This is a genomic window from Paraburkholderia sp. RL17-347-BIC-D (assembly GCF_046027915.1).
Lineage (GTDB): Bacteria > Pseudomonadota > Gammaproteobacteria > Burkholderiales > Burkholderiaceae > Paraburkholderia.
This window is the reverse complement of sequence record NZ_JARESS010000013.1, coordinates 195,527-218,389: the sequence shown is the minus strand read 5'-3', so window position 1 is coordinate 218,389 and position 22,863 is coordinate 195,527. Positions and strand designations below refer to the sequence as shown.

Sequence of the window (22,863 nt, the reverse complement as noted above, 5' to 3'; positions counted from 1 at the left end):
CTCACTCGGCGAGCTGCCATGTACCCGGGTCGATCCTTTATACCGGAAGCGCATCGCGCGTCTCTTTCACATAGCTTCATCTAGCAGCGGATAGTCGTTGTAGCCGGTTTCGTCGTCCGTGTAGATGGTTTCCGGATTGACCGCGTTGAGCGGCGCACCGCGTCGAAAGCGCTCCACCAGATCAGGGTTGGCGATAAAAGGACGACCAAACGCTGCCGCGTCCGCGTCGCCGCGTTCGATGGCCCGTTCCGCGCTCTCCCGCGTCAGCCCTTCATTGAGGATGTAGGCCCCTTTGAAGATGCGCCTCACGTCACGGCCGATGCGATCGTCGCCGCGATCCAGCGCCTCGCGCGCGAAAATGAAAGCGATGTGGCGCGCGTTGAGTTGCTCGGCGACATAAGTGAACAGCGCGCGCGGATCCGAGTCGTGCATCGAGTATGAACTCGACATCAGGTTCAGATGCACGCCGATGCGGTCCGCGGGCCAAACCGTGAGCAACGCATCGACTGCCTCCAGCAGGAAGCGCGCACGGTTCTCGACCGAGCCGCCATAACGGTCGGTCCGCAGGTTCGATCCGTCGTGCAGGAACTGATCGAACAGGTAACCATTTGCCGCGTGCAGTTCGACACCATCAAAACCAGCGCGTTGTGCGTTGGCGGCGCCAACCCGGAAATCCTCGACGATACCGGGAATTTCTTCGGTCTCCAGTGCGCGCGGTACGGTGTACGGACGCTGAGGCCGCACGCGGGTGACATGGCCTTCCGGCGCAACGGCGCTGGGGGCGACGGGAAGTTGGCCGTCGTGGTAGAGCGGGTCGGAAACTCGCCCGACGTGCCACAACTGGGAGACGATCAGGCCACCCGCATCGTGTACCGCTGAAGTCACCTCTTTCCAGCCGGCAATCTGCTTCTCGGACCAGATGCCCGGCGTGTTGGGATAGCCAACGCCCTGAGGCGTGACGGAAGTGGCTTCGGTAATGACGAGTCCTGCGCTCGCACGCAGTGCGTAGTGGTGCGCGTGGAGGACACCTGGACTGCGCTCAGCGAACGCGCGCATGCGTGTGAGCGGTGCCATGACAATGCGGTTCGACAACTTCAGCGCGCCAATCTGGATGGGATCGAAGAGTGTGGACATCTGCGGGCTTCTCATTTCGGTGTTGAAAGTAGCAAGAACGGATGCTCCGTTTCCATTGGTTATGGAACGTCGCAAGCCATACGTTTATCGTTACAGTGCATTCGATGTAACAATAGTTGTTACAACATAAACTATCCAGGCCATCGACACAAGTCTCTTCTCATGAACAGGCGTCGTCGCTGGGACTCGAATGACGGGGGCAGGGTGGTTTCGTTACGCCAATGGGACGATGCGTGTAGCCCGAAATCGTCCGTCTTTAAGGCGGGGAACGCGCTATGTCGCCGGGATTATCAAACGTGGCAGGATTGACTACCCATGATGTAACGAATATAGTTACAACTAAACTGACTAACAGAGGCTTTCCATGAGCGCCAACAGCCGCTTGACCGTGGCGACCCATATCCTGGCGTGGATGGCGCTGGTCGCACGGCGCAGTTCTGACCCGGTCACATCCGATCGCATCGCTGCGAGCGTCAACACCAATCCGGTGGTGATTCGTCGGACGCTTGGGTTGCTTGCGAAAGGCGGGCTTGTCGAGAGTTATCGCGGTGTCAATGCGGGATGGCGTCTGACGAGGAGTGCGGATGCAATCAGTTTGCTCGACGTCTTTAATGCGCTTGAAGAGGGTGCGCGCTTCGCGCTGCACCCTTCGAAACCGAGTCAGGCGTGCCCCGTCGGGCGAGGCATCGGGTCGACGCTGAGCCACGTCTATGATTCGATCGATAATGGCGTTCGAAAAACGCTTGCCGCCACGACGATCGAAGCGGTACTCGCAGATACTCTCGCATCGCAACCATCGAAAAAACGTGGCTGAATCTGGGGCGATTATGTGTGTCGGCTTCGACGTTCCATCCGCCAGTCATGCCTCGAGATGTCGCTCGATGGCTTGAATGGATGCAACGGCTATTTACGCGTCCCGCAATCGACCCGCTCGAACGCCTTGCATCCCTGATGCCGACAGATGCGTTTGCTCGATGTCACGATGGTCAGCGGCACATTCGCTTTGACAGCAAAGCTCACGGCGTTTCCCATTCCCTGCGACCGGCAAAACGCGTCGGCCGCGGGCGCACCGCAATTGGCCGCTTCGAAGCGCCGTTCCTTGAAAAGCGTCAGCGCAAAGAAGCTCACCGCACACGCCGGCGCCACATACCGTGCTGTGGACGTGGGATCGCCAGTTCACGATGTCGCCGCCGACGGCAAAGCCCTGACGATCGAGCGGCGCTGACGACGAGCGGCGCAATCACACCAATGCTGGCAAACGACGGGCACAGGCCGAGCGCGGCGGTTCCCAGAGCCATCATCCAGCAGGTCCTCGTCATCACTGCGCGGCGTCCCACGCGGTCCGCGTAAGCGCCGATGATCATCGCGCCAACCGGTCGCATGAAAAAGCGACGCCGAATGTACCGGCGGCCCGTCACAAGCGATGCTGCGACAACGATTTTGAGAAGTTTGGGCGGATTGTCCGCGTTGCACGATCGGGCTACCGAGTGCGGCCAGCAATGGACATTCGACACTGCTACGTGAAATACGTGAAATGTCGAAAAATGCGCGCAAACAGTTGAATTCGGGACTACATTTCGACAGAAGCTGCAGAGCGACACTCCCGATATGCGTAAGCTGTTTGCACGAGCTGCCGTCGTTCGACGCTTGCGCGAACACGAGAGCGCCGCCTCTGCACCCTGCGTATCTCGGCAATTTGTATAAGGAATCGATAGTCCGGCGTGACTGGCAGCCGTCCCGCCGCTCATCTTGAGGATTCGTAGACATGTCGAACGATGCTCCAGACATACTGATCGTCGGCGCCGGCCCGGTCGGTCTATTGCTCGCGACAGAGTTGCGCCGCGACGGCGTCGATGTGCGCCTCGTCGACCGTATGCCCGCCCGGATTTTCTATTGCAAGGCGCTCGGAGTTACCCCACGCACCATCGAGATTTTCGAAGACATCGGCATCGCCCGACGCGCGATCGAAGCCGGCGTATGGCTCACCGGCGTTCAAACGTGGCAGGACGGTACGCCTGTCCCCGCACGCAGTATGAGCATTCAGGGGCAAGGCCTGCCGTACGGCTCGCTGTCGCTCGCGCAGTTCGAAACGGAACGCCTGCTCGAGGCCGCACTCGCTGCGCAGGGCGGACGTGTGGAGTATGGCATCGAGCTGGTCGCTTTCGAAGAGCGCGAGGGTGCGGTCCACGCGCAACTCACCGATTCCAGCGGGCAAACGCACACCCTGCGTTGCCGTTGGCTCGTGGGCTGCGATGGCGCGCACAGCAAGGTTCGCTCGACGCTCGGTCTTGCGTTCGAAGGCGGTCAATACCCGCAAACATTCGCGCTCGCCGATCTCGACGTGGAATGGGACCTGCCCCGGGGACCCATGTATCGCTTCGACTGGAGTGCGGGGACACGCCCGAAAGCTTCGCTCGCGGCGGTTCCGGTTCGCGGCTCGGAGCAACGCTACCGGCTCTCGATCATCGTGCCTGAAGACAAGGCGGCACTTGTCGATACCCCGTCGCCCGATTTCGATACGATGTGCGAGCTGCTCCTGCCGGCGTTACCGGATAACACGCGGCTGTCGTCGATGCGCTGGTCGTCGGTCTACCGGGTCAGCCATCGCATCGTGCCTGCCTATGCCCGGGGCCGCGTGTTCATTGCCGGCGACGCGGCGCATATCCATCCTCCGGTGGGCGGTCAGGGCATGAATACGGGGTTGCAGGATGCACACAATCTGGCGTGGAAGCTATCGCTCGCGGCGAGGGACCTCGCACAGCCTGAATTGCTCGAGAGCTATTCAGAAGAACGGCATCCCGTCGGGGTCGACGTCGTTCGATCGACGAGCGCGGCGCTGAATGCGGTGTTCGCTCGCGAGGCGGCGACACCGGCCATGCGCGAAACCCAGTTGCTCGTCACGTATCGAGGCAGTCGCATCGTCGCCGACGAGTGTCCCGAGATGGACGCGACGTTACCCGCGCCCGGCGATCGTGTTCCCGAAGTGGGCGGCTTCCAGCAAAGGTTCGTCGGCCATGCGCAGCGCCTGCATGAATATGTCGGCCGCGGGCGGCATGTCCTGCTCGGCTATATCGATGCACCCGGCGCACAATACGATGCGTTCGTCGAGGGGTGCTCTGCGCTCGATGCCCTGCCTCGTGAGTTGGCGTCTGCGGTGTTGATCGCGGCACCGGGATGTGACGTGCCTGCCAATGAGCAGTTCACTGTGCTCACGGATGCGGCAAATGAATTCACTATCGCGTTTCGTGCCTCAGGCGGCACAGTGTGGGGCGTGCGGCCTGATGCGCATATTGGCTGGCGTAGCTGCGCGTGCTCGAAAGAGGCGGTGACAGGATGGTTACGGCGTTCGATACGGGTCGATTGATTTTTGAGGGCGGCGCGGGTGGAACCAGACGAATGGACGATGGGCCTGCGGGGTTCTCCTTCACCGCAGACCGGCTGAATGGCCGCTATATCTTCGGAACCTGCTCCGCTCTTGCACTCGATGCATATCCTGACTAAGCCATTCGATCGACATGGGGCGGGGCCGTGACCATCCGCAAGCTGAGGATTCGCGCACTTGCGTTCTGCGTAGCGGGCGCGTTATTAGGCAACGGGGCCGCATGGGCAGACGAAGTCAAGGTGATGATTTCGGGCGGGTTTGCGTCAGCCTATCGCGACCTGGGCCCGCAATTCGAAGAGTCGACCGGCCGTAAGCTAATCACCGTCTGGGGGCCCGCGGTAGGTACGGCCGCGAATGCGATCCCTGTGCGGCTTGCGCGTGGCGAGTGGGCCGACGTGCTGATCGTGGTTGGGTATGCGCTCGACGAACAGATCAATGCCGGCAAGGTCTTGCCGGACAGTAAGGTGGACCTGGCACGCTCGGCAATCGGCATGGTGGTTCGCCAGGGGACGCCAAAGCCGGATATCAGTTCGGTCGACGCATTACGGCGAGCGCTGCTCGCAGCGAGGTCGATCGTCTATCCGGACAGCCCGAGTGGCGTCTTTGTCGGCAGCGAGCTGTTCTGGCGTCTCGGCATCGCGGGGCGGATGCAGAGCAAGAGCCGCATGATTCCGGCCGGGCAAGTCGCCGATGCAGTCGCGAATGGAGACGCCGAGCTCGGAATTCAACAGATCGTCGAACTGTTAACGGTGAAGGGGGTGACGGTAGTCGGCAGTTTGCCCGCAGAAGTGCAGTGGTACACGGTGTTCTCCGGGGGCATCGCCACTAGTGCGAAAAATCCAGTCGGCGCAGCGGCGCTGATCCATTTTCTGTCGTCGCCGGACGCGGCATCCGCGATTTCGAGGACAGGGCTCGAACCGCTTTCGGCGACGCCTGCGAATTGAGCGAAACGCGTGTCCTATGCGCTGTTCGATCTGAGTGGCCGGTGAAATCGCTACGCCTCACGTGGCATGGCTCACCCCGCAGACTCTCTCGCGCAGCATTACGGTGCTGGTCGAGAATTGCCGCAGACTGAAAGAGGGCGAAGCGCTGCTGAATCAGGTGTAGTCGCAGTCGGTGCGGCGTTGATGGACATAGTCCGATTTATGTTGATAGTAGTACTACGTAAATACCGGGACCGGAGAATGACATCAGATATGCGGTTCCGGTGTCACACGTGCGGCCGGGGCAAGCAAGCAGGATTGCCAGCCGCTTTCAATTGAATGGACGGAGACAGGACAACTATGGAACAGAAAATTCGCGACATGCTCTCTGCGATCGACCAGCAGGACATGGCGGCTTTTGGAACCTTCCTCGCCGACGACGCTCGCTTCGTATTCGGCAACGGCGAAGCGATTCACGGTCGGGAGCCGATCGTGAGCGTGGTGACGTCAGTGCTTCGGTCGCTGAAGTCGATTGCGCATACAGCCGACCGTTTCTGGTCGGTTGATGACGTCGCCATCTGCGAAGGCCGTGTGCTGTACGTCGATCGCTTGGGTCAGAAGCTCGACGCTCCCTTTGTCGATGTCCTCAATGTCAATGCGCACGGCCTTATCACGGACTACCGCGTGTATGTCGATGCGTCGCAACTGAATCGGCCGCAATAACGACTCAGGGTCGTGAGGCAACTCGCGCAGGCGATGCCGCGCGGCTGTTCACCGTAGTGCAATTACACCCCGATGTGAGACATGGAGGAAGTTATGGACAAGGAACTGGACGGCCGCGCAATTATCGTCACAGGCGCAGGCGGCGGAATCGGGCGGGCGTCGTCGACGTCGACCTCACCGGCGCGTTTCTTTGCATGAAGCACGAGATTGCCGCCATGTTGCAAAGCGGCGGCGCGGGCGTGCACCCGTTTTCGCCGAGCTTCGCGCAGGCGACCGCTACGTCAAACCTGTTGATCCGAGAGCCCGCCCACTCTGGCGGATGCACGCCCCTGAACACTTAGCAAATGCTCGCGCATGCATCGGGCCGCTGTCTCTCCATCACGGGCTTTCATGGCATTGACGATTGCCTGATGCTGTTGGGCGAAATACTGCCGGGTCTCCTGCGCCACCGTCTTCTCACGCACGTCCGGTTTTACGCGCATGCCGTTGATGACTTCCATCAGCGCGATGAGTGCGGGATTGCGGGTGGCCTGGCCGATCAGCAAATGAAAGCGATGATCCCATTGTTGCCACTCTTCGTCGTTTTTCGCGGCGGCGTTTTTACGTGCGCACTTTTCCAGTTCCAGCAGATCATCCCAACTGGCTTTCGTAGCGGCGAGTTCCGCAAGTGCGGGTTCGAACAGCAACCGCATTTCGGCGATATCCGCCGGACTGGTCCCCGCGCGCAGTCCACGCAGCGTGGGACCGAACTTCAGCGGCCGCGCGCCCAGATAGGTACCGCGCCCGACACCGCGCCAGACCCGGCCTGACGCCTCCAGCGAAGCCAGCACCGCGCGCAGTTCCCTTCGACTGACGCCAAGGTCTTCGGCCAGCTTTCTTTCCGGCGGCAGCGCGTCGCCGTCCTTGAGTTGATGGCCGGCGATATAGCCGAGTAACCCTTCCAGTGCCGTGTTTTCCATTGTTTTCAACCGAACCAATGATCATTGGTATCAACGGTAGCAGATTTGGCGCGCCATGACCCGCAGTTTCCAGAAATTATTTTGACCCGGTTTGTTACAACGAGGTTTCGGGTTAGCATCAGGTAAAACTGATTGGCTTTGGCCGTATCTTTAACGTTTATCTAATTCGTACCTATGGTGATTGGTTCGGCTGCCAGTCGCCCGCGATCACAAAGGAGCAGCGCATGTCGTTCACAACCCGCCCGGAACTGATCGGCACATTCGGCATGGTGGCCTCCACGCACTGGCTCGCCAGCGCGTCGGCCATGGCCGTGCTCGAGAAAGGCGGTAACGCATTCGATGCAGCGGCGGCCGCCGGTTTTGTTTTGCAGATCGTCGAGCCGCATCTGAACGGTCCGGGCGGCGAACTCCCGGTGGTGTTCTACAGCGCGCGCGAAGATCGCGTGCGCGTGCTTTGCGGGCAGGGCGTGACGCCCGCGGCCATGACCATCGAGCGCATGCGGAAGTTAGGGCTGGAAGTGGTTCCGGGTACGGGATTGTTGCCTGCCGTGGTGCCCGGTGCATTCGGCGCCTGGATGGCCATGCTGCGCGATTACGGCCAGTTGCCGCTCGAGGACGTGTTGAGTTACGCGATCGGTTATGCGGAAAACGGCTATCCGGTGCTGCCGCGCATGACTTCGTCGATCCTCGCCATCAAGGATTTCTTCCGGACCGAGTGGCCGACTTCGGCCGAGCAATGGCTGCGCGACGGCGACGCACCGATGCCAAACCAGCTGTTCGCCAATCCGGCCATTGCCAACACGTACAAGCGCATTCTGCGAGAAGCGAACACCCGGCGTGACCGCGGCGAACAGTGCGAACGCGCCCGCGAGGTCTTTTATCGCGGCTTCGTGGCTGACGCCATTGACCAGTACTTTGGTTCGACCGCCGTTCTCGATACGTCGGGTCAGCGCAACCGCGGCCTGCTCGACGCCGGCGATCTCGCGCGCTGGGAACCGTCCTATGAGGACCCCGTTTCATACGACTATGGGGATCTGCGCGTCCACAAGACCGGTCCGTGGGGCCAGGGGCCGATGTTCCTGCAGCAGCTCGCGCTGCTCAAGGGCTTCGATCTCGCGGCCATGGACCCGATGGGCCCGGATTTCGTCCATACGATCATCGAATGCTCGAAGCTCGCGTTCGCCGATCGCGATGTGTTCTACGGCGACCCTGCGTTCGCGCACGTGCCGATGGATGTGCTGCTGAGCGACGCCTACAACAACGAGCGTCGTCGGCTGATCGACCCGCGCCGGGCGTCACTCGAATTCCGTCCCGGCACGCTGGGCGACAGCGAGCAGCGTGCTGCGCGCATCATGGCATTGGCCGGCAAGGAACAGTCCGGCGGTTTCGGCCAGGGCGAACCGACGTTCGCTCCGTTACCTGAACTGCGAGGCGATACGGTTCATCTCGATGTCGTCGACCGTTGGGGCAACATGGTGTCGGCCACGCCTTCGGGTGGCTGGCTGCAAGCGTCGCCGGCGGTGCCCGGTCTCGGCTTCAATGTCACCACGCGCGCGCAGATGTTCTGGATGGAAGAGGGTCTGCCTTCGTCGCTCGGGCCGGGGCGCCGTCCGCGCACGACGCTATCGCCGACGCTGGTTACTCGCGCAGGCAAGCCCTACGCGGCGTTCGGCACGCCCGGTGGCGACCAGCAGGATCAATGGTCGCTCCAGCTATTCCTCAAACACGTGCACGCCGGCATGAACTTTCAGGCCGCCGCGGATTCGCCCTCGTTCCAGACGGCGCACTTTCCGGGTTCGTTCTATCCGCGCGCGATGCATCTCGGCAAGATGTCCGCCGAGTCCCGTTTTCCGGAAAGCACCCTCGCCGAGTTGCGCGCGCGTGGGCACGACCTGACCGTGGCCGAACCGTGGGCGCTGGGGCGGGTCTGCGCGGTCGGGATCAGAAACGGTCTGATGCGTGGCGCCGCGACGCCTCGCCAGATGCAGGCCTATGCGGTCGGGCGATAACGTCGGCATTGCGGACCTCGTGTCCATTCCTCCTGGGAGAAAGTTACCGTGTCTGCCATAGCCGCTCGTCTTGAACGACTTCCGTTGTCGGGCTTTCATCGGAAACTCCTGCTCATCGGTGGCTTGGGGTATCTGTTCGATGGACTCGATTCATCGTCGCTCGCGTTCCTGCTGCCGGTCGTGAGCAAGCTATGGCACCTGACGAGCGCCGAGACCGGGCTCGTCGCGAGCAGCACCTATATCGGTTACTTCTTCGGGGCCTTTCTGTCAGGCGTATTCGCCGATTTGATCGGCCGTCGCCGAATCATGATGACGGCGCTGGCAATCTACTGTGTCGCGTCGCTCGCGAGTGCCGGTGCTACGGACTGGCACACGTTCTTCGCGTTGCGTATCGTCGCGGGATTTGGGTCCGGCGCGGAGACGGTGGTGATCGCGCCATTCCTTGCGGAATTCGTGCCGCGTCGTTACAGGGGCATGTTTTGCGGCGCGCTGGTCGGCTTCATGTCGTTCGGTTATCTGAGTTCATCCATCCTCGGCTTCGTCGTGGTGCGAAATTTTGTCGATGGCTGGCGCTACCTGGCCGTGGTGACTTCGTTGCCCGTCGTGATGCTGCTCTGGTGGCGCAGGACGCTGCCTGAGTCGCCGCGATGGCTCGAGAGCCAGGGGCGAACGGATGAAGCGAACAGCATCGTGAGCACGATCGAGTCATGGTTTGCCGGTAAAGGCATTCATCTTCCGCCTGCCGCCGCCGCCGGCATGATTCCCGCATCGGCGCGTGCGAGCGGTAGCGCGTTGCAGAACGTGCTGACGTTGTGGTCGCCGCGACTCGCGCGCACCACGGCGGTAAGCTGGCTGATGTGGTTCTCGGTTGCATTCGCGTACTACTCGTTCTTCTCCTGGATTCCGAGCTTGCTCCTCAAGGAGGGGCTCACCATGACGAAGAGCTTCGGCTATTCCATCGCGATCTATGGGGCGCAGATTCCGGGATATTTTTCGGCCGCATGGCTCAATGAACGGATCGGCCGGAAGGCCGTGGTCGCATCGTACATGTTGTTGGGAGGTATCGCGGCGATCGCGCTTGCGTTCTCTCACACCGGAATCGGGATCATGGTCGCGGGCATATGCCTGTCGTTCTTCATGAACGGTGCATTCGCAGGCGTGTATGCGTACACCCCCGAAGTATTCCCGACAGCGGTGCGCACCACCGGCACCGGATCGTCCTCATCGTTCGGCCGCATCGGCTCGGTGAGCGCACCCATTCTGGTCGGCCTCGTCTATCCCGTGCTCGGATTCCTCGGCGTGTTCGCCATGACCACGACGGTTCTGCTCATCGGGGCGTGTGTGGTTTTCTTCCTGGGTATCGAGACTCGCAACCGCTCGCTCGAAGACATCGAGGCCGAGGAACTCGGGCGCACGCAGGATGTTCGAGGCCCGCTCAATTCCACTGAACTACACGGCTGAATGCCGTGATTTGCCAACTTCCCGTACAGACTATGCAAGGCAACCGGATCGAAACTGCGCCGCCAGTTCCACAAGCGCTGGACATTTCGAACCTTGAGCATCTCGCGAAGGCCATGCGGCTCAAGGGTCAGCCGATGGCGATTTTCCGCGCCGTTCACGAGGTGGCGGCAAGCGCAATCGGCTTCAGCCTGTTCACGATCATGTCCTACGATGCGCGAAACCAGGAGGTGGAACGCGTCTACACGAACATGCCCGACGTCTATCCGATTGGTGGACGCAAGAAAAAACAGGGCACTGCGTGGGCCAGACAGATACTGCACGATCTCAAGCCATTTCGTGCGGAGACGCCGCAAGGCATTCGTGAAGCGTTCGACGATCACACCGTGATGACCAATATGGGCCTCGGATCGATCCTGAACATCCCGATCGCGTACGACGGCGTGTGCATCGGCACCATGAACCTGACGCATCAGGAGAGCTGGTACACGACGAGTCACGAAGAGTTGGGATTACTGATCGGTTCCTTCCTGGCGCCCGCTCTCATTTCGCGCAATACGATATCCGCCAGCAGCTTGACTCCTCTCTGACATGACCACTACCCATCGTGTTGCAACCGCGTCACCGGTGAGCCAGGCCTCCATATCGCAAGGCCGCTGGCTGCTTGTTTTCATTCTCGGCTATCTTGCGCTCATGGCCGATGGCGCCGACGTCATGATGTACGGCCTCACGCTGACGCGAATCAAGGACGACTTCGGGCTGAGCAATGTCCAGGCTGGAGCATTGGGCAGCCTGACGTTGTTGGGCATGGCCGTCGGCGGGATTCTCGGCGGCTGGGCGAGTGACCGCATAGGGCGGGTGAGGGTGGTGGTCTGGGCGCTGGCGCTCTTTTCGCTCGGTGCGGGGCTGCTCGGGCTCACGCACAGCTTTGTGGAATTCGCGATCGTCCGCTTCATCAGTTCGTTGGGCATCGGCTCTATGGTGCTGGTCACGACGCTGGTTGCCGAATACGTGCCCACGGAACGGCGCTCGCTGATTCTCGGCGCATTGCAGACCGGCATTTCGGCCGGCTACATCGTCGTGATTGCGCTGAGCAGCTGGATATTGCCGCACTACGGCTGGCGCACGCTCTACTACGTGTCGGCGCTGCCCGTAGTGTTTGCCTTGGCGATCAAGTTCGCGGTCCCCGAGCCGGCTAGCTGGCAGGCGAGCCACGCCGTCGAGCGCACGAGCCAACGTCGATGGCGCGACAGCCGTTACCACGTGATTTTCAGCAATCGGCAGACACGAACCCTGTTTATCCTGTGGACCCTGACCTCGGTATTCATTCTTTCCGGGTTCTATGGCCTGAATAACTGGCTACCGACGTACCTCGAAAAAGAGCTGCATATCAAGTTCAGCGCGCTGACCGGGTACATGATCGGCACTTACGTCGTCGCCTTCGTCGGCAAGATTTTCGCCGGCTGGCTGGGCGACCGCTGGAGCCGGCGTGGTGTGTATATTTTCGGCTGCGTGGGCGCCGCGCTTTTTCTGCCGGTGATCGTCTTCTGGCATACGCGAGAGAACATTGCCGTTCTCATGCTTTTCTTCGGTTTTCTATACGGCGTACCGCTGGGCACGATCGGCACTTTCATGTCCGAGAGTTTCGCCACTTCGATCCGCGGCACTGCTGTGGGCGGCTCCTACAACCTGGGCCGTTTCTGCTCGGGCGCGGCGCCTATCGTCATCGGCTTCCTGGCCACACAGTTCTCCATCGGTCTGGGCTTCCTTGTGGTCGGCGCGGTGTTCTTCCTGAGCGGCGTGACCGCGGTGTTCATCCCGGACCGCCTGTACGACACGGACCGCCCGTCCACGCCGTGAGTCGAAGCAGGTGTGCGCAACGCGCTTTCTATTTCTCTTGATGAAACCGCGGCAACACCTCATCGGCGAGTTCATTGATGACCTCGGCGACGGGACGCTCCGACGACAGATTGAACGTCACGTGATGTGTCCCGTCCGCGCGTAGCGCTTTGAGTATGTCGATCAACCCATGCCGGCCGGTCCGGTAGCCGAGCGACACGGCCTGAGCCGGCTCATGCGGATCGCTGCTGAGTTCGAGCCGCATCGCGACACCGAACGCGCGAAAGGCCTCGGGCGCCACGCGTTCGACGGCGGCGCGCCACATGCTGTAACGGGCGCGCTGCGCGTCGGGTTCGCGATGATAGGTCATCCACCCCAGCGAATGGCGCGCGATCCAGTCGACGCTCTGACCGCCCGAACCGACGGCAAGCAGCGGCACTGCGTGCGAATTCTCGGGCAGCAGCTGAAAGGTCGGCGCGCCCTCAGGCGTGCGATCGGGAATCACGCGCGACGGTTCGCCGAGCGCGGCGGCAACCGTCTCCCAGTGACTGCGATACAGTTCGCGCCGCTCGTCGGAATCGCGCCCGAATGCGGCATATTCCGGTGGGCGGTCGCCTGAACCCAGACCCAGAATGAAGCGTCCATGGCTGAGCGTATCGACGGACAGCGCCGCTTTGGCGATATGCAGCGGATGACGCAGCGTGAGCACGATGGCCCCGCTCACGAGCGCGATATGCCGTGTGTTCGCGGCGAGCGCGCCGAGCAACACCCACGGGTCGAGGTGGCCGACGGGGTCCGGGTAGTCCGCGCTGTTCAATGGGACGTCGCGTATCCAGAGTGCGCGAAAGCCGCGTTCGTCGGCAAGCCGTGCGAGCGCCAGTTGCTCGTCGAAATCGGCCACGATCGTGCCGGCGCGCAGCATCGGCAGGGTGAGTCCGAGACTGAGCGCACCGTGTGAAAACACGCGATTTGCGGTGGTTTGCGCCTGATCTTTCAGCTCGTCTGCCGCGTTCAAATTCGACTCGTTCATGCGTGACCTGTGCGTTGCGTCGATACGCTCGATGCTAGCACCGCCTCAGAACAACTGCTTCTGGCCTGACATCAAGGTCGTGAAGTCGTCGCGCAGCAGCGGCAGAATAGCGTCGGCGACGGGCTGCAATTGCCGCGTCAGATAGTGCTCGTAATCGATTGCCGAGCGCAGCGTTTCCAGCGGCTCGGGTCCGGCAACCGTCATCACATAGCTGATCCAGCCGCCGTTCTGGTATTGCAACGGGCGCCCTTGCCGCCGATTGAATTCGTCCGCCACACGCGCCGCGCGCACATGCGGCGGCACGTTGCGCTCGTATTCTTCGAGCGGCCGGCGCAGGCGCTTGCGATACACGAGCTGATCGTCGAGCTTGCCTTCGAGCGTGTCGCGCACATAATCGCGCACGTAGTCCTGATACGGTTGCTGCGTGAAGATGCGCCGGTACAGTTCCTGCTGAAACTGCTGCGCAAGCGGCGTCCAGTCCGTGCGTACCGTTTCGAGTCCTTTGTAGACGATGTCCTCGCTGCCGTCCGGCAAAACGGTGAGACCCGCGTAGCGTTTCTTGCTGCCTTCCTCGGCGCCGCGAATCGTCGGCATGAAGAAGCGCCGATAGTGGCGCTCGAATTGCAGTTCGAGCGCGCTTTCGAGCCCGAACCGCTCCCGCAGATTCTGCCGCCACCACGCGTTGATATGGTCGACTAGCGCGCGGCCGATACGGCTCGCATCTTCCTCGCTGTGCGCATGCTTCAGCCACACGAAGGTCGAATCCGTGTCGCCGTAAATGACCTCGTAGCCTTCGCCCTGAATCAGTTCGCGCGTGGCATGCATGATTTCGTGGCCGCGCATGGTAATCGACGACGCGAGGCGTGGATCGAAAAAGCGGCAACCGGTCGATCCCAATACGCCGTAAAAGGCGTTCATGATGATCTTCAATGCCTGCGAAAGCGGCTTGTTGTTCTCGCGTTTGGCCGTTTCGCGGCCTTGCCAGACTTGCCCGACGATCGACGGCAAACAATGGCGCGTGCGTGAGAAGCGCGCACCGAGAAAGCCCGGCACCGACTGATCGTCGGCGGGATTCAGCATGCCTTCGACGAGGCCGACCGGATCGATGAGAAAGGTGCGAATGATGGACGGATACAGGCTCTTATAGTCAAGCACGAGCACCGAATCGTAGAGACCGGGGCGCGAGTCCATGACGAAGCCACCAGGACTCGCGGCACCGGCCACATCGCCGAGGTTGGGCGCGACATAGCCTTGCCGATGCATGCGCGGCATGTACAGATGCGTGAACGCCGCCACCGATCCGCCGCTGCGATCCGCTGGCAAACCGGTGACGCTCGCACGTTCCAGCAGGAACGGCAGCAACTCCGTTTTGGCGAAGATGCGCGTGACCAGCTCGCAGTCCTTGAGGTTGTAGCGCGCGAGCGCGGGCTTGTCCTCGTCGAAGCGGCGCTGGATTTCGTCCATGCGCTGATACGGATTGTCGATCGCCTTGCCTTCGCCTAGCACCGTGCGCGAGACATGTTCGAGACTGAACGAAGGGAAACTCCACGTTGCGGAGCGCAGCGCTTCGATGCCGTCGATGATCAACCGTCCGGCGGCGCCGGCGAAGAAGTGGTTCTGCTTGAGTCCGTGCTCGCGCCATTCCATCACCGCACCGCCACGGCCGAGCCGCAGCGGTACGCGATATTGTTCGGCATGCTGCTGCAGCACACGCAGATCGAACTGCACCAGATTCCAGCCGATGATCGCATCGGGGTCATGCCGCTCCAGCCACACGTTCAGTTTTTCCAGCAACTGTGCGCGGGTTTCACAGTATTCGAGGTCGAAGTCGAGCGAGCTCGCGTCGCCGTTGGGCGGTCCGAGCATATACACCTGGCGCTGCCCGCAACCTTCCAGCGCGATGGAATACAACTCGGCGTGAGCGCTGGTTTCGATATCGAGCGACACCAGCTTCAAGGGCGGACGATAGCCAGTGACCGGCTTGAGTTCGCTGTTCAGGAGCGGGCCGCGGTGTCCAGTGCTCTGTGTGTCGCTGTCGCCGCTGAACCACACCGGCGCCGTGATGAAGCGCTCCATCATGTAGCGCTCGGGCGGAAAGATATCGGCTTCGTAGACGTCGACGCCGCCTTGTTTCAGGCGTTTCTCGAAGCCCGTCAATTGCCGGTGCTGCGGGCAGTAAAGTCCCATGACCGGTCGATGCTGAAAGTCGCACAGATCGAGCGTTCGTAGATCGAGCGGCGCTTCGCGGCGCAGGATCGTCTCGGCGCGCTCGCGATGTTCGGCGGGAATGAACGCCACCGAAGGTTGAGGGCGCAGGCGGACGTGCCGGGGCCCGCTGTCCGTTGCCAGCCAGAAATCGACCTCCGTGCCGGCGGGCGTGTCCCGCCAATGTCGGGTCAAAATGAAACCCTGTTCAAGCTCAGTCAAACTGCCACCTCTAAAACCGGCGTGATCGCCTTGCGCGATTTTACCGCCATGCGCCGCGGGCCGTGACGCCATCCCCGAGCGTTGCCGTGCAGGCTCGATGCGGTGCCCGCGTGCGGCCTTCCTGCATGCTGGATGCAGCCGTGCCGCGCAGTCTGTATGATCGTGGTGCAGCGATTCCTTTCGGCGCACGCCATGCGCCGGTCAAGTCTACTAAGAGTGGAGTGAACGATATGACATTGGGCAAACTTGTTGTTGTCGTCGCAGTAGCTGCAACCAGCCTCGGTGCACAGGCGCAAGTCGCCGGCACGCAACCGCTGAGCGTCACGGTCGAGCAGTCGAATGCACTGCTGAGCGGCTGGAGTGTGAAGAAGAGCATTCTCGGCAAATCGGTATACAACGACCAGAACGCGAAAATCGGCACGGTCCGCGATCTGGTGATCGCACCGGACGGCTCGCTGTCCGCAGCCATCGTCTCAGCTGGCGGTTTCCTGGGCGTAGCGTCGCACGACGTGGCGGTGCCCATCGCGGCGCTGGACATCCGCGAGGGGAATTTCTATCTGGCCGGCGCCACCAAGGACGCACTGAAGGCGACGCCCGAGTTCCAGTACAACAAGGTCCAGGCGCCACCGAAGCCTAAAAAGCTGACGGGGCAGTAAATCCTGGAAGCCGGCGCGGTCGCCGGCTGAGCCGCAGGAAGCGGCTCTGGATCGACGCAATCATGGAAAAGCGGCGCTCGCCGCGCGAATCGGTTGGTGGGAGAAACCGTTTCGCGTGTGCGGCGCCGCTTTCGTATTTTCAGCGGACCATGCCGCTGAGTTGAGTTCGATTCTAAGCCGTGAATCAGGCCTTTATTCAGGCTTCCAATGCAAGCGTGGCGAATGTGCCCAGCCAGTGCTCACCCATATAGTCACCGGCCACGTGGGGCAGCGCGGTTTGCAGATGCCGCTCGGCTGCATCGAACAATACCGTCCGGCGGATATCGCCTGCGGGCAGTGCGCGCGCCAGCGAACGCTGGCACCATGCGCGGCTGAGATTGAGGCCGTCGAGGTGAGCGATCTTGCCGTCGGTACGATCCGTCACGGTAACGGGTTCGAACAGCGTGGCGGGCTTTTTCACGCCGAGATCCGGCAGAAAGCGGCCGAACCAGTCGACGAATTGCGCGGGCGGCAAGATGCGGCGCATCAACTCGGCTTCCATGAGTGAAGGCGAGAGGAATTCGTCACCGGCAGGTTCCCATGCCTGACACGCGACGTCGTTCACAAACCAGCGTTCCGCGGTATTCACGACCAGCGCTTCCAGCGAATCACGCGACGTTTGCCGTGCAAAATCCAGCGTCAGCGCCAACGCGAAGGCCATGTTGAAGTGCGTGCCCACGCGCAGCGGGTAGGTCGCTTTCGGCAGGAATTCCTCGAAACGTTCGACAAACGCCTTGGTGAGCGGCGCAAAGGTCTTCGACCAGCGCGCGGCTTCCGAGAGCTTCAGCGAATTGAGTTGCGCGCTGAGCGCGAGCAGCCAGGCCCAGCCATACGGACGCTCGAAACCGCGGTTGTGCGGCAGATCGAGATACGCAAGTTCTCCGGCCACGTTTGCCGCAGTGAAATGCTCGTCGACCACCGCGACGATGCGGGCCGCTTCAGGCAAATCGGGAAAGCGCTCGAGTAGATGCAGAATCAACCAGTAGCCGTGCACGCACGAATGCCAGTCGTAGCTGCCGTAAAAAATCGGATGCAGCGCACGCGGACCCTGCACGTCTTGCGGTCCGGCGAGCGAATGCGTCAGCTTGTTCGGGTATTCGCGCGTGAGATGGGCGAGCGCGAGGTTGGCGAATTTTGATGCGAATTGGCGAGTGAGTTGAATGGTCATCGGCGCCTCCTCAAAAGCGGAATACACATAGATGTAACAGTATGCTGTTGAGGATCAACAATAGTAAAGCGGTTGGCTTTTGTGACTTGATTATGCCGTTCGGATCTTTCAGCTTCAGCAGCGCAAACGGCACGATAGCAGAGCGCGTGATTCCGGCGAGATCGGAGGGTAAATACTTGAAAACAGCGGTTTTCTGGTAATCTGACGGCCGGCTTTCTACCCAATAATACCCGCCGCATATTCTGAGCGGGCCTTGATGCGCGTTCGAGGTTATAAACGAGGTTTCCATGCGAGTCAGCTCTACTTCAGCGACCACCGATACCCCCGTTCCTTACCCGTGGGACCCGAAAAAGGACAGCGCTGATAGCACGCCCGACGTCGAAAGCCTGAAGAAGCAGATGGAAGCGCTCAGCAAACAACTGCAAGAGGCGTGGAAAACGGCGGGGCAGTCGCCGGAGAATCATGCGCGCGTCATGATGCTCACCAGCCAGATTACTGCCTTGCAGCGGGACATCACGCAGATCACGAATACGGGCGCTTCCTCGGCGTCGGCGGCTACGGCCCATGCGGAGATGCTTCGAACGGTTGCCGCAGCTGAAGCCACCTCCAAACAGTCGGGTGCTGTGGAATCCGGTGCTGCGGCCGGAGACGCGACTCAAGCGGCGAATAGTCAGGCGGTGCTCAAGGCGTCCGCATCCGACTCGTCGGCGCAAAACGGTTCTGCACCGTTCCGCTTCGACCACACGGGGACTAACATCGACACGGTTGCGTAGCAGCCGTTTACTTGGGGCGGCGGACCGCCCCCACCATGCGACGAGGCCTAAAACAACTCCAGAATCCGGTGATACATCATCCCGAGTTCTAGCGCCGGCCCCCGCAACGCCGGCCCGCCCGGAAAGCGCGCGTGCCGCAACTGCGCGAACAGATCGAAGGCTGCCGTCTCACCCGCCATCGCTTTGGCAACCACGCGCCCGGCAATACCGGTCAACGCGACGCCATGCCCCGAGAACCCTTGCACATAGAAGTAATTCGGATCGATCGACCCGAAATCGGGCGCGCGATTACGCGTCACGTCGACAAAGCCACCCCATGCATAGTCGATTCTCACATCGCCGAGTTGCGGGAACACGCCGATCATGCGCTGCCGAATCTCTTCGCCAAGCTGCACGGGTGAAGCGCCGGTCGAACTCGCCCGCCCGCCGAACAGCACGCGATGGTCGGCCGACAAACGGAAATAGTCGAGGAAGAAGTTGTTGTCGCAAATCGCCTCGCGCCCTTTGATCAGCGCATCCGCGCGCTCTTTGCCGAGCGGTTCGGTTGCAACGATATACGACGCGATCGGCGCGATGCGCGCGGCCACCGGCGCGGGCAGCACGTCACCGATCGTGGCGTTGCCGCACGCCGCGACAAAACGGCAGCGCACTTCACCGCGAGCAGTCCGTACGACAGGCCGAGTACCGCGCACGACCTCGATCACCGGCGAATGCGCGAACAGTTGCGCGCCCTCGCGGCGTGCCGCCTCCGCGAGACCGAGGCAGTATTTGAGCGGATGCAGATGGCCGGAAAACGGATCGTAGACCCCGGCCAGGTAGCGCTTCGAAGCGACGCGTGAACGGACCTCATCGGTATCGAGCCACGAGAGTTTCGTATAGCCCCAGCGTTGCGAAGCCGCTTCCATCCACGAACGCAAATCGGGCACGCGTTTCGGTTTGGTGGCAACCGTCAGATAGCCGGACGTGAAATCGCAGTCGATGCTGTAGCGTTCGATGCGCTCGCGCACCAGCGCCACGCCTTCCACCGACATCGCCCACGCGGCGCGCGCGCCGTCGAGACCGAGCTGGCGCTCCATGATCTCGTCTTTCGCGAAACCCACCAGCGTCTGCCCGCCGTTGCGGCCCGACGCGCCCCAGCCGGGACGATGCGCATCGAGCACGACCACCGACAAACCGCGCGCCCGGCACTCCAGCGCCACCGACAAACCGGAGAAGCCCGCGCCGATCACGCACACGTCGGCTTCCAGCGAGCCGTCGAGCGTGGGGTCGTCGGCGAGCGGACGGGCGGCGCTCGCTTCGTAGTAGGAGTTGGCGATCAGCGCATCGGCACGGCGGTCGAGCGTGTTAAGCGCGTTAAGTGTGTTGAGGCCGGGAGTCGGAGCGTTCATCAAAGCAGGTCCTTCATTCGATACCAGGCCATCGCGAGTACGAGGGCAGGGGTGCGCAGTGTAGCGCCGCCGGGGAAGTCGCGGTGACGAATCTTGCCGAACAGATCGAAGCGCGACGCCTGGCCGTCGATCGCCTCGGCGATCAGCTTACCCGCGAGACCGGTGGTATTCACGCCGTGCCCCGAGAAGCCTTGCGCGAAATACACGGTCGGCGAGAGCCGGCCGAAATGCGGCGCGCGGTTCATGGTGATATCGACGAAACCGCCCCACGCATAGTCGATTTTGACATCGTCGAGTTGCGGGAACGTTTTCAGCATGTCGCGGCGCATCGCTTCGCCGAGATTGCGCGGCGCGAGTTTCGAATAACTCACCTTGCCGCCCCACAGCAAGCGGTTATCGGCCGCGGGGCGGAAGTAGTCGAGCACGAAGCGGCTGTCGCACACGGCGGCTTTGGCGGGCATCAGCGCTTCGGCGCGATCGGGATCGAGCGGTTCGGTGGCGATCACGTAGGTGCCGACCGGCATGATCTTGTTCGCCACGTCCGGTGCGAGCTGTCCGAGGTACGTGTTGCAGGCGAGCACGACGAAGCGCGCCCGCACCTGGCCGCGCGCGGTTTCGGCGACATGCCGGCCGTTTTCTTCACGCAAGGACGTGACGCAACTGTCTTCGAAAATCCGCACGCCGGCCTCGCGCGCCGCGCGCGCCAGACCCAGCGTGTAATTCAACGGATGCAGATGGCCACTGTCCGCGTCGAACAGGCCGCCCAGATAGCGCTGTGACTGCACATAGTTGCCCACGCTGTCGGCGTCGACGTAACTGAAGCGGTCGTAGCCAAAGCGCTGTTGCGCTTCGTCACGCCATTTTTGCAGCGCGTCGGTATCGCGCGGTTTATTCGCCGCGGTCAGATAGCCGATAGTCAGATCGCAGTCGATCTGATGCCTGGCGACGCGTTCCTTGACGATGTCGAGGGTTTCGATCCCCATGTCCCAAACACGCTTCACGTCGTCCGCGGGCATGTACTTCGCGAACGTGTCGATGTCGCACGCAAAGCCGCCGATCAACTGGCCGCCGTTGCGGCCGCTCGCCGCCCATCCGACTTTCGATGCTTCGAGCATCGCGACCGAATGGCCGCGTTCGGCAAGATTGAGCGCCGCGGAAATGCCGGTCAGTCCAGCGCCGATCACGCAAACGTCGACGGTAATCGTTTCGTCGAGCGCGGGATGGCGGGTGGTGTCGTTGGCGGTCGCGGCGTAGTACGAGGCGACGTGAGGCTGGTTCGAGAATCGGAGCATAGGCAGAGCATGCGGAAAGAGCCTGTGCGCGTGGCCTTTTTCGACAGCAAGGCCACGCGCCGGCAAGTCGGATTAGAACGAGTAGATGAACTGGGTCGCGAGCAGGTCGTTGGACTTGCCATACGAACCGTCGTTCTTCAGGAACACCTGCTTGTTGGCCCAGTCGTGGCGGTATTCCACCTTGACCGTGATCTGCTGGGTCGGATAGAACAGCAGGTCGAGCGAAACGTCCTGGCGGGTCGCGCCCTTGCATTCGAAACCGAGGCCACCGTTCGCCTGCGAATTGGCGAGACAGTCCGCGCCGATACCGAAGCCGTTCGCCGTGTCCATGCCGTTGCCGTTCAGCGCGATGCCACCGCCGCCGCCGCCGTTCTTGCTGTCGACCAGCAGGTCATAACGCACGGTCGCGCCCATACGGCCCACCACCGGCAGATTGAACTTGCGGTGCGCGAGCAGCGACAGGCCATACCACTGTGCCTGGCCGCCGTTGTACGCGGCGTTCTGCTGTTGACCGTAGTCGAGTTCGGCGTTGTACTGCACGTCGGCGAGCGTGTAGGTCAGGTCGGCTTCGGTGAAGAAGAACGTGCCGCCCGAGCTCGGCGACTGGCCGCCTACGCCGTAGCTGACCGCGCCGTTCGCGTCGATCGAGCTAGGCAAGGTCTGACGGCCGATGTTGAACGAGCCGCCGATATCCAGTGCGCTCGACCACGTGTAGTCGGTACGTGCGGTGAAGGTCGGGATCTTGTTGCTGGTCGTGATCGGATCGCCCAGTGCGTTGGTGCCCGTCTGCGTGACTGCGCCGAACGTGCGGTACTGTTCGTTGCCGAGGAAGAACTTCCACGCCCAGTTGCCGGCGGTGTAGTTCGCGCCGATCCCGACATAGCTGCCCGGATCCGAGAAGTCGTACAGCAGGTTGTGCGTGAGCGTGAGCATCTGATTTGACTGCTGCACTTCATAGCCGCCGAAACTCGGGATCAGACCGGCCACGAGTGTCGTGGTCGCCGTCAACGGCACATTGACCACGGCCGTATTCAGAATGTTGTTGCCGATATCGCCGTGCGAGTTCTGCAGCAGCGTAATGCCGTTGCCGCGGTTCGGCATCAAGGTGATCTCGGCCGACGGTGCCATCGGGCCGACGCCGAAGGTCTTCTTGATGTCGAGGTACAGATCGCCGAACGTGCTGTTGAAGTAGTTGTAGCTGCTTTCGTGGTTCGCGAACAGGAACGACGAGCTGCTCTGCGCACGGTTATAGAGGTAGGTCGGATCGATATAGCCCGTCACCGACAAACCGGCGATCGGTCCGGTCTGCGCTGCGTCTTCGAGCGAATCGACCTTCAACTGCTGATTGGCGATCTGTTGCTTCATCGCCGTCACGTCGTCGTTGGTCAGCGTCGCCTGAGCCTTGCCGTAATCAGGCGACGAGACATCCACCGGCGCGGCCACCACCGCCGGGGCGGGGGCCGCAGTCGCCGCCGTCGCCGCGGTGGCTGCCTTCGGCTTGGTGGCGACTTCGGCGCGCAACTGTTTCACCTCCTTTTGCAGTGCATTCAGTTGCGCCTGGAGCGCCTTGATCTGGTCGCTGGTGGCGTCCGCCATGGCTATGCCAGGCAGACTCCCCGCCACCAACAGACAGATAAGCTTCTTTCTCATTCAAATTCTCCTT

The 22,863-nt window shown here is 61.7% G+C and carries 20 protein-coding genes; 11 read left to right on the top strand and 9 right to left on the bottom strand.

Features of this window, described 5'->3' with window-relative positions; translation table 11 throughout:
• Window positions 1-66: 66 nt before the first annotated feature.
• On the bottom strand, window positions 67-1,134 hold the full coding sequence (locus P0D96_RS20060) for an alkene reductase (protein ID WP_408178215.1): 1,068 nt from the start codon (window positions 1,132-1,134) through the stop codon (window positions 67-69).
• 364 nt (window positions 1,135-1,498) lie between these two features.
• Between P0D96_RS20060 and P0D96_RS20055 the strand changes: the two genes are divergently transcribed.
• The 5 genes from P0D96_RS20055 (at window position 1,499) to P0D96_RS20035 (ending at window position 6,162) form a co-directional block, all read left to right on the top strand.
• On the top strand, window positions 1,499-1,948 hold the full coding sequence (locus tag P0D96_RS20055; protein WP_408178214.1) for an Rrf2 family transcriptional regulator: 450 nt from the start codon (window positions 1,499-1,501) through the stop codon (window positions 1,946-1,948).
• A 153-nt stretch (window positions 1,949-2,101) separates the two neighbouring features.
• Complete coding sequence (locus P0D96_RS20050) at window positions 2,102-2,359, top strand: hypothetical protein (protein ID WP_408314971.1); 258 nt, start codon at window positions 2,102-2,104, stop codon at window positions 2,357-2,359.
• A 540-nt stretch (window positions 2,360-2,899) separates the two neighbouring features.
• The gene (locus tag P0D96_RS20045) at window positions 2,900-4,498 is read left to right on the top strand and encodes an FAD-dependent monooxygenase (RefSeq protein WP_408178213.1); all 1,599 of its coding nucleotides are present in this window, start codon (window positions 2,900-2,902) and stop codon (window positions 4,496-4,498) included.
• Between the two features lie 164 nt (window positions 4,499-4,662).
• Window positions 4,663-5,460 (top strand): substrate-binding domain-containing protein, encoded by a 798-nt coding sequence (locus P0D96_RS20040; RefSeq protein ID WP_408178212.1) that lies wholly within the window; start codon window positions 4,663-4,665, stop codon window positions 5,458-5,460.
• 339 nt (window positions 5,461-5,799) lie between these two features.
• Window positions 5,800-6,162 carry a nuclear transport factor 2 family protein gene (locus P0D96_RS20035; RefSeq protein WP_408178211.1) on the top strand — a complete coding sequence of 121 codons (363 nt, stop codon included), beginning with the start codon at window positions 5,800-5,802 and terminating at the stop codon, window positions 6,160-6,162.
• 281 nt (window positions 6,163-6,443) lie between these two features.
• Here P0D96_RS20035 and P0D96_RS20030 read toward each other — a convergent pair whose 3' ends face one another.
• On the bottom strand, window positions 6,444-7,121 hold the full coding sequence (locus P0D96_RS20030; RefSeq protein WP_408178210.1) for a FadR/GntR family transcriptional regulator: 678 nt from the start codon (window positions 7,119-7,121) through the stop codon (window positions 6,444-6,446).
• A 224-nt stretch (window positions 7,122-7,345) separates the two neighbouring features.
• On the opposite strand from P0D96_RS20030, the gene P0D96_RS20025 reads away from it, so the two are divergent.
• Genes P0D96_RS20025 through P0D96_RS20010 form a run of 4 tightly spaced genes read left to right on the top strand, consistent with a single transcriptional unit; the run spans window position 7,346 to window position 12,448 of the window.
• Window positions 7,346-9,130, top strand: a complete 1,785-nt coding sequence (locus tag P0D96_RS20025) for a gamma-glutamyltransferase family protein (protein WP_408285376.1) — start codon at window positions 7,346-7,348, stop codon at window positions 9,128-9,130.
• Window positions 9,131-9,178: 48 nt separating this feature from the next.
• Window positions 9,179-10,591 (top strand): MFS transporter, encoded by a 1,413-nt coding sequence (locus P0D96_RS20020; RefSeq protein WP_408178208.1) that lies wholly within the window; start codon window positions 9,179-9,181, stop codon window positions 10,589-10,591.
• Window positions 10,592-10,623: 32 nt separating this feature from the next.
• Window positions 10,624-11,178, top strand: a complete 555-nt coding sequence (locus P0D96_RS20015) for a GAF domain-containing protein (RefSeq protein ID WP_408285371.1) — start codon at window positions 10,624-10,626, stop codon at window positions 11,176-11,178.
• A 1-nt stretch (window position 11,179) separates the two neighbouring features.
• Window positions 11,180-12,448 (top strand): MFS transporter, encoded by a 1,269-nt coding sequence (locus tag P0D96_RS20010; protein ID WP_408285368.1) that lies wholly within the window; start codon window positions 11,180-11,182, stop codon window positions 12,446-12,448.
• Between the two features lie 28 nt (window positions 12,449-12,476).
• On the opposite strand, the gene P0D96_RS20005 is transcribed toward P0D96_RS20010, so the two are convergent.
• Both P0D96_RS20005 and P0D96_RS20000 read right to left on the bottom strand, forming a co-directional pair.
• Window positions 12,477-13,457, bottom strand: a complete 981-nt coding sequence (locus P0D96_RS20005; RefSeq protein ID WP_408314970.1) for an LLM class oxidoreductase — start codon at window positions 13,455-13,457, stop codon at window positions 12,477-12,479.
• A gap of 45 nt (window positions 13,458-13,502) precedes the next feature.
• On the bottom strand, window positions 13,503-15,884 hold the full coding sequence (locus P0D96_RS20000; RefSeq protein ID WP_408285362.1) for a DNA polymerase II: 2,382 nt from the start codon (window positions 15,882-15,884) through the stop codon (window positions 13,503-13,505).
• Window positions 15,885-16,114: 230 nt separating this feature from the next.
• On the opposite strand from P0D96_RS20000, the gene P0D96_RS19995 reads away from it, so the two are divergent.
• Window positions 16,115-16,540, top strand: a complete 426-nt coding sequence (locus P0D96_RS19995) for a PRC-barrel domain-containing protein (protein ID WP_012426540.1) — start codon at window positions 16,115-16,117, stop codon at window positions 16,538-16,540.
• Window positions 16,541-16,736: 196 nt separating this feature from the next.
• Here the strand turns inward: P0D96_RS19995 and P0D96_RS19990 are convergent, their stop codons facing one another.
• Window positions 16,737-17,747, bottom strand: coding sequence for a DUF2891 domain-containing protein (locus P0D96_RS19990; protein ID WP_132377578.1), 1,011 nt, complete (start codon window positions 17,745-17,747; stop codon window positions 16,737-16,739).
• A gap of 10 nt (window positions 17,748-17,757) precedes the next feature.
• Window positions 17,758-18,036, bottom strand: coding sequence for a 5-oxoproline transporter, DUF979 family subunit (locus tag P0D96_RS19985; RefSeq protein WP_132377577.1), 279 nt, complete (start codon window positions 18,034-18,036; stop codon window positions 17,758-17,760).
• Between P0D96_RS19985 and P0D96_RS19980 the strand changes: the two genes are divergently transcribed.
• Window positions 18,035-18,520: a FlxA-like family protein gene (locus tag P0D96_RS19980; protein WP_408314968.1), complete on the top strand. Its 486-nt coding sequence runs from the start codon at window positions 18,035-18,037 to the stop codon at window positions 18,518-18,520. The two genes, P0D96_RS19985 and P0D96_RS19980, sit on opposite strands and share 2 nt — an antisense overlap.
• Window positions 18,521-18,567: 47 nt before the next feature.
• Here the strand turns inward: P0D96_RS19980 and P0D96_RS19975 are convergent, their stop codons facing one another.
• The 3 genes from P0D96_RS19975 to P0D96_RS19965 form a co-directional block, all read right to left on the bottom strand.
• Window positions 18,568-19,908 carry an NAD(P)/FAD-dependent oxidoreductase gene (locus tag P0D96_RS19975; protein ID WP_408178204.1) on the bottom strand — a complete coding sequence of 447 codons (1,341 nt, stop codon included), beginning with the start codon at window positions 19,906-19,908 and terminating at the stop codon, window positions 18,568-18,570.
• The gene (locus P0D96_RS19970; protein WP_408314967.1) at window positions 19,908-21,200 is read right to left on the bottom strand and encodes an NAD(P)/FAD-dependent oxidoreductase; all 1,293 of its coding nucleotides are present in this window, start codon (window positions 21,198-21,200) and stop codon (window positions 19,908-19,910) included. The genes P0D96_RS19975 and P0D96_RS19970 overlap by 1 nt, the downstream gene beginning before the upstream one ends.
• Before the next feature lie 72 nt (window positions 21,201-21,272).
• Window positions 21,273-22,850: a DUF3138 family protein gene (locus P0D96_RS19965; RefSeq protein ID WP_408314965.1), complete on the bottom strand. Its 1,578-nt coding sequence runs from the start codon at window positions 22,848-22,850 to the stop codon at window positions 21,273-21,275.
• Between the last annotated feature and the right edge of the window lie 13 nt (window positions 22,851-22,863).

Excerpts from the sequence above, each read along its gene's own strand:
- P0D96_RS20060 (WP_408178215.1), bottom strand. The coding sequence starts at position 1,134 with ATGTCCACACTCTTCGATCCCATCCAGATTGGCGCGCTGAAGTTGTCG.
- P0D96_RS20055 (WP_408178214.1), top strand. The coding sequence starts at position 1,499 with ATGAGCGCCAACAGCCGCTTGACCGTGGCGACCCATATCCTGGCGTGG.
- P0D96_RS20045 (WP_408178213.1), top strand. The coding sequence starts at position 2,900 with ATGTCGAACGATGCTCCAGACATACTGATCGTCGGCGCCGGCCCGGTC.
- P0D96_RS20035 (WP_408178211.1), top strand. The coding sequence starts at position 5,800 with ATGGAACAGAAAATTCGCGACATGCTCTCTGCGATCGACCAGCAGGAC.
- P0D96_RS20030 (WP_408178210.1), bottom strand. The coding sequence starts at position 7,121 with ATGGAAAACACGGCACTGGAAGGGTTACTCGGCTATATCGCCGGCCAT.
- P0D96_RS20025 (WP_408285376.1), top strand. The coding sequence starts at position 7,346 with ATGTCGTTCACAACCCGCCCGGAACTGATCGGCACATTCGGCATGGTG.
- P0D96_RS20015 (WP_408285371.1), top strand. The coding sequence starts at position 10,624 with ATGCAAGGCAACCGGATCGAAACTGCGCCGCCAGTTCCACAAGCGCTG.
- P0D96_RS20010 (WP_408285368.1), top strand. The coding sequence starts at position 11,180 with ATGACCACTACCCATCGTGTTGCAACCGCGTCACCGGTGAGCCAGGCC.
- P0D96_RS20005 (WP_408314970.1), bottom strand. The coding sequence starts at position 13,457 with ATGAACGAGTCGAATTTGAACGCGGCAGACGAGCTGAAAGATCAGGCG.
- P0D96_RS19995 (WP_012426540.1), top strand. The coding sequence starts at position 16,115 with ATGACATTGGGCAAACTTGTTGTTGTCGTCGCAGTAGCTGCAACCAGC.
- P0D96_RS19990 (WP_132377578.1), bottom strand. The coding sequence starts at position 17,747 with ATGACCATTCAACTCACTCGCCAATTCGCATCAAAATTCGCCAACCTC.
- P0D96_RS19980 (WP_408314968.1), top strand. The coding sequence starts at position 18,035 with ATGCGAGTCAGCTCTACTTCAGCGACCACCGATACCCCCGTTCCTTAC.
- P0D96_RS19985 (WP_132377577.1), bottom strand. The coding sequence starts at position 18,036 with ATGGAAACCTCGTTTATAACCTCGAACGCGCATCAAGGCCCGCTCAGA.
- P0D96_RS19975 (WP_408178204.1), bottom strand. The coding sequence starts at position 19,908 with ATGAACGCTCCGACTCCCGGCCTCAACACACTTAACGCGCTTAACACG.
- P0D96_RS19970 (WP_408314967.1), bottom strand. The coding sequence starts at position 21,200 with ATGCTCCGATTCTCGAACCAGCCTCACGTCGCCTCGTACTACGCCGCG.
- P0D96_RS19965 (WP_408314965.1), bottom strand. The coding sequence starts at position 22,850 with ATGAGAAAGAAGCTTATCTGTCTGTTGGTGGCGGGGAGTCTGCCTGGC.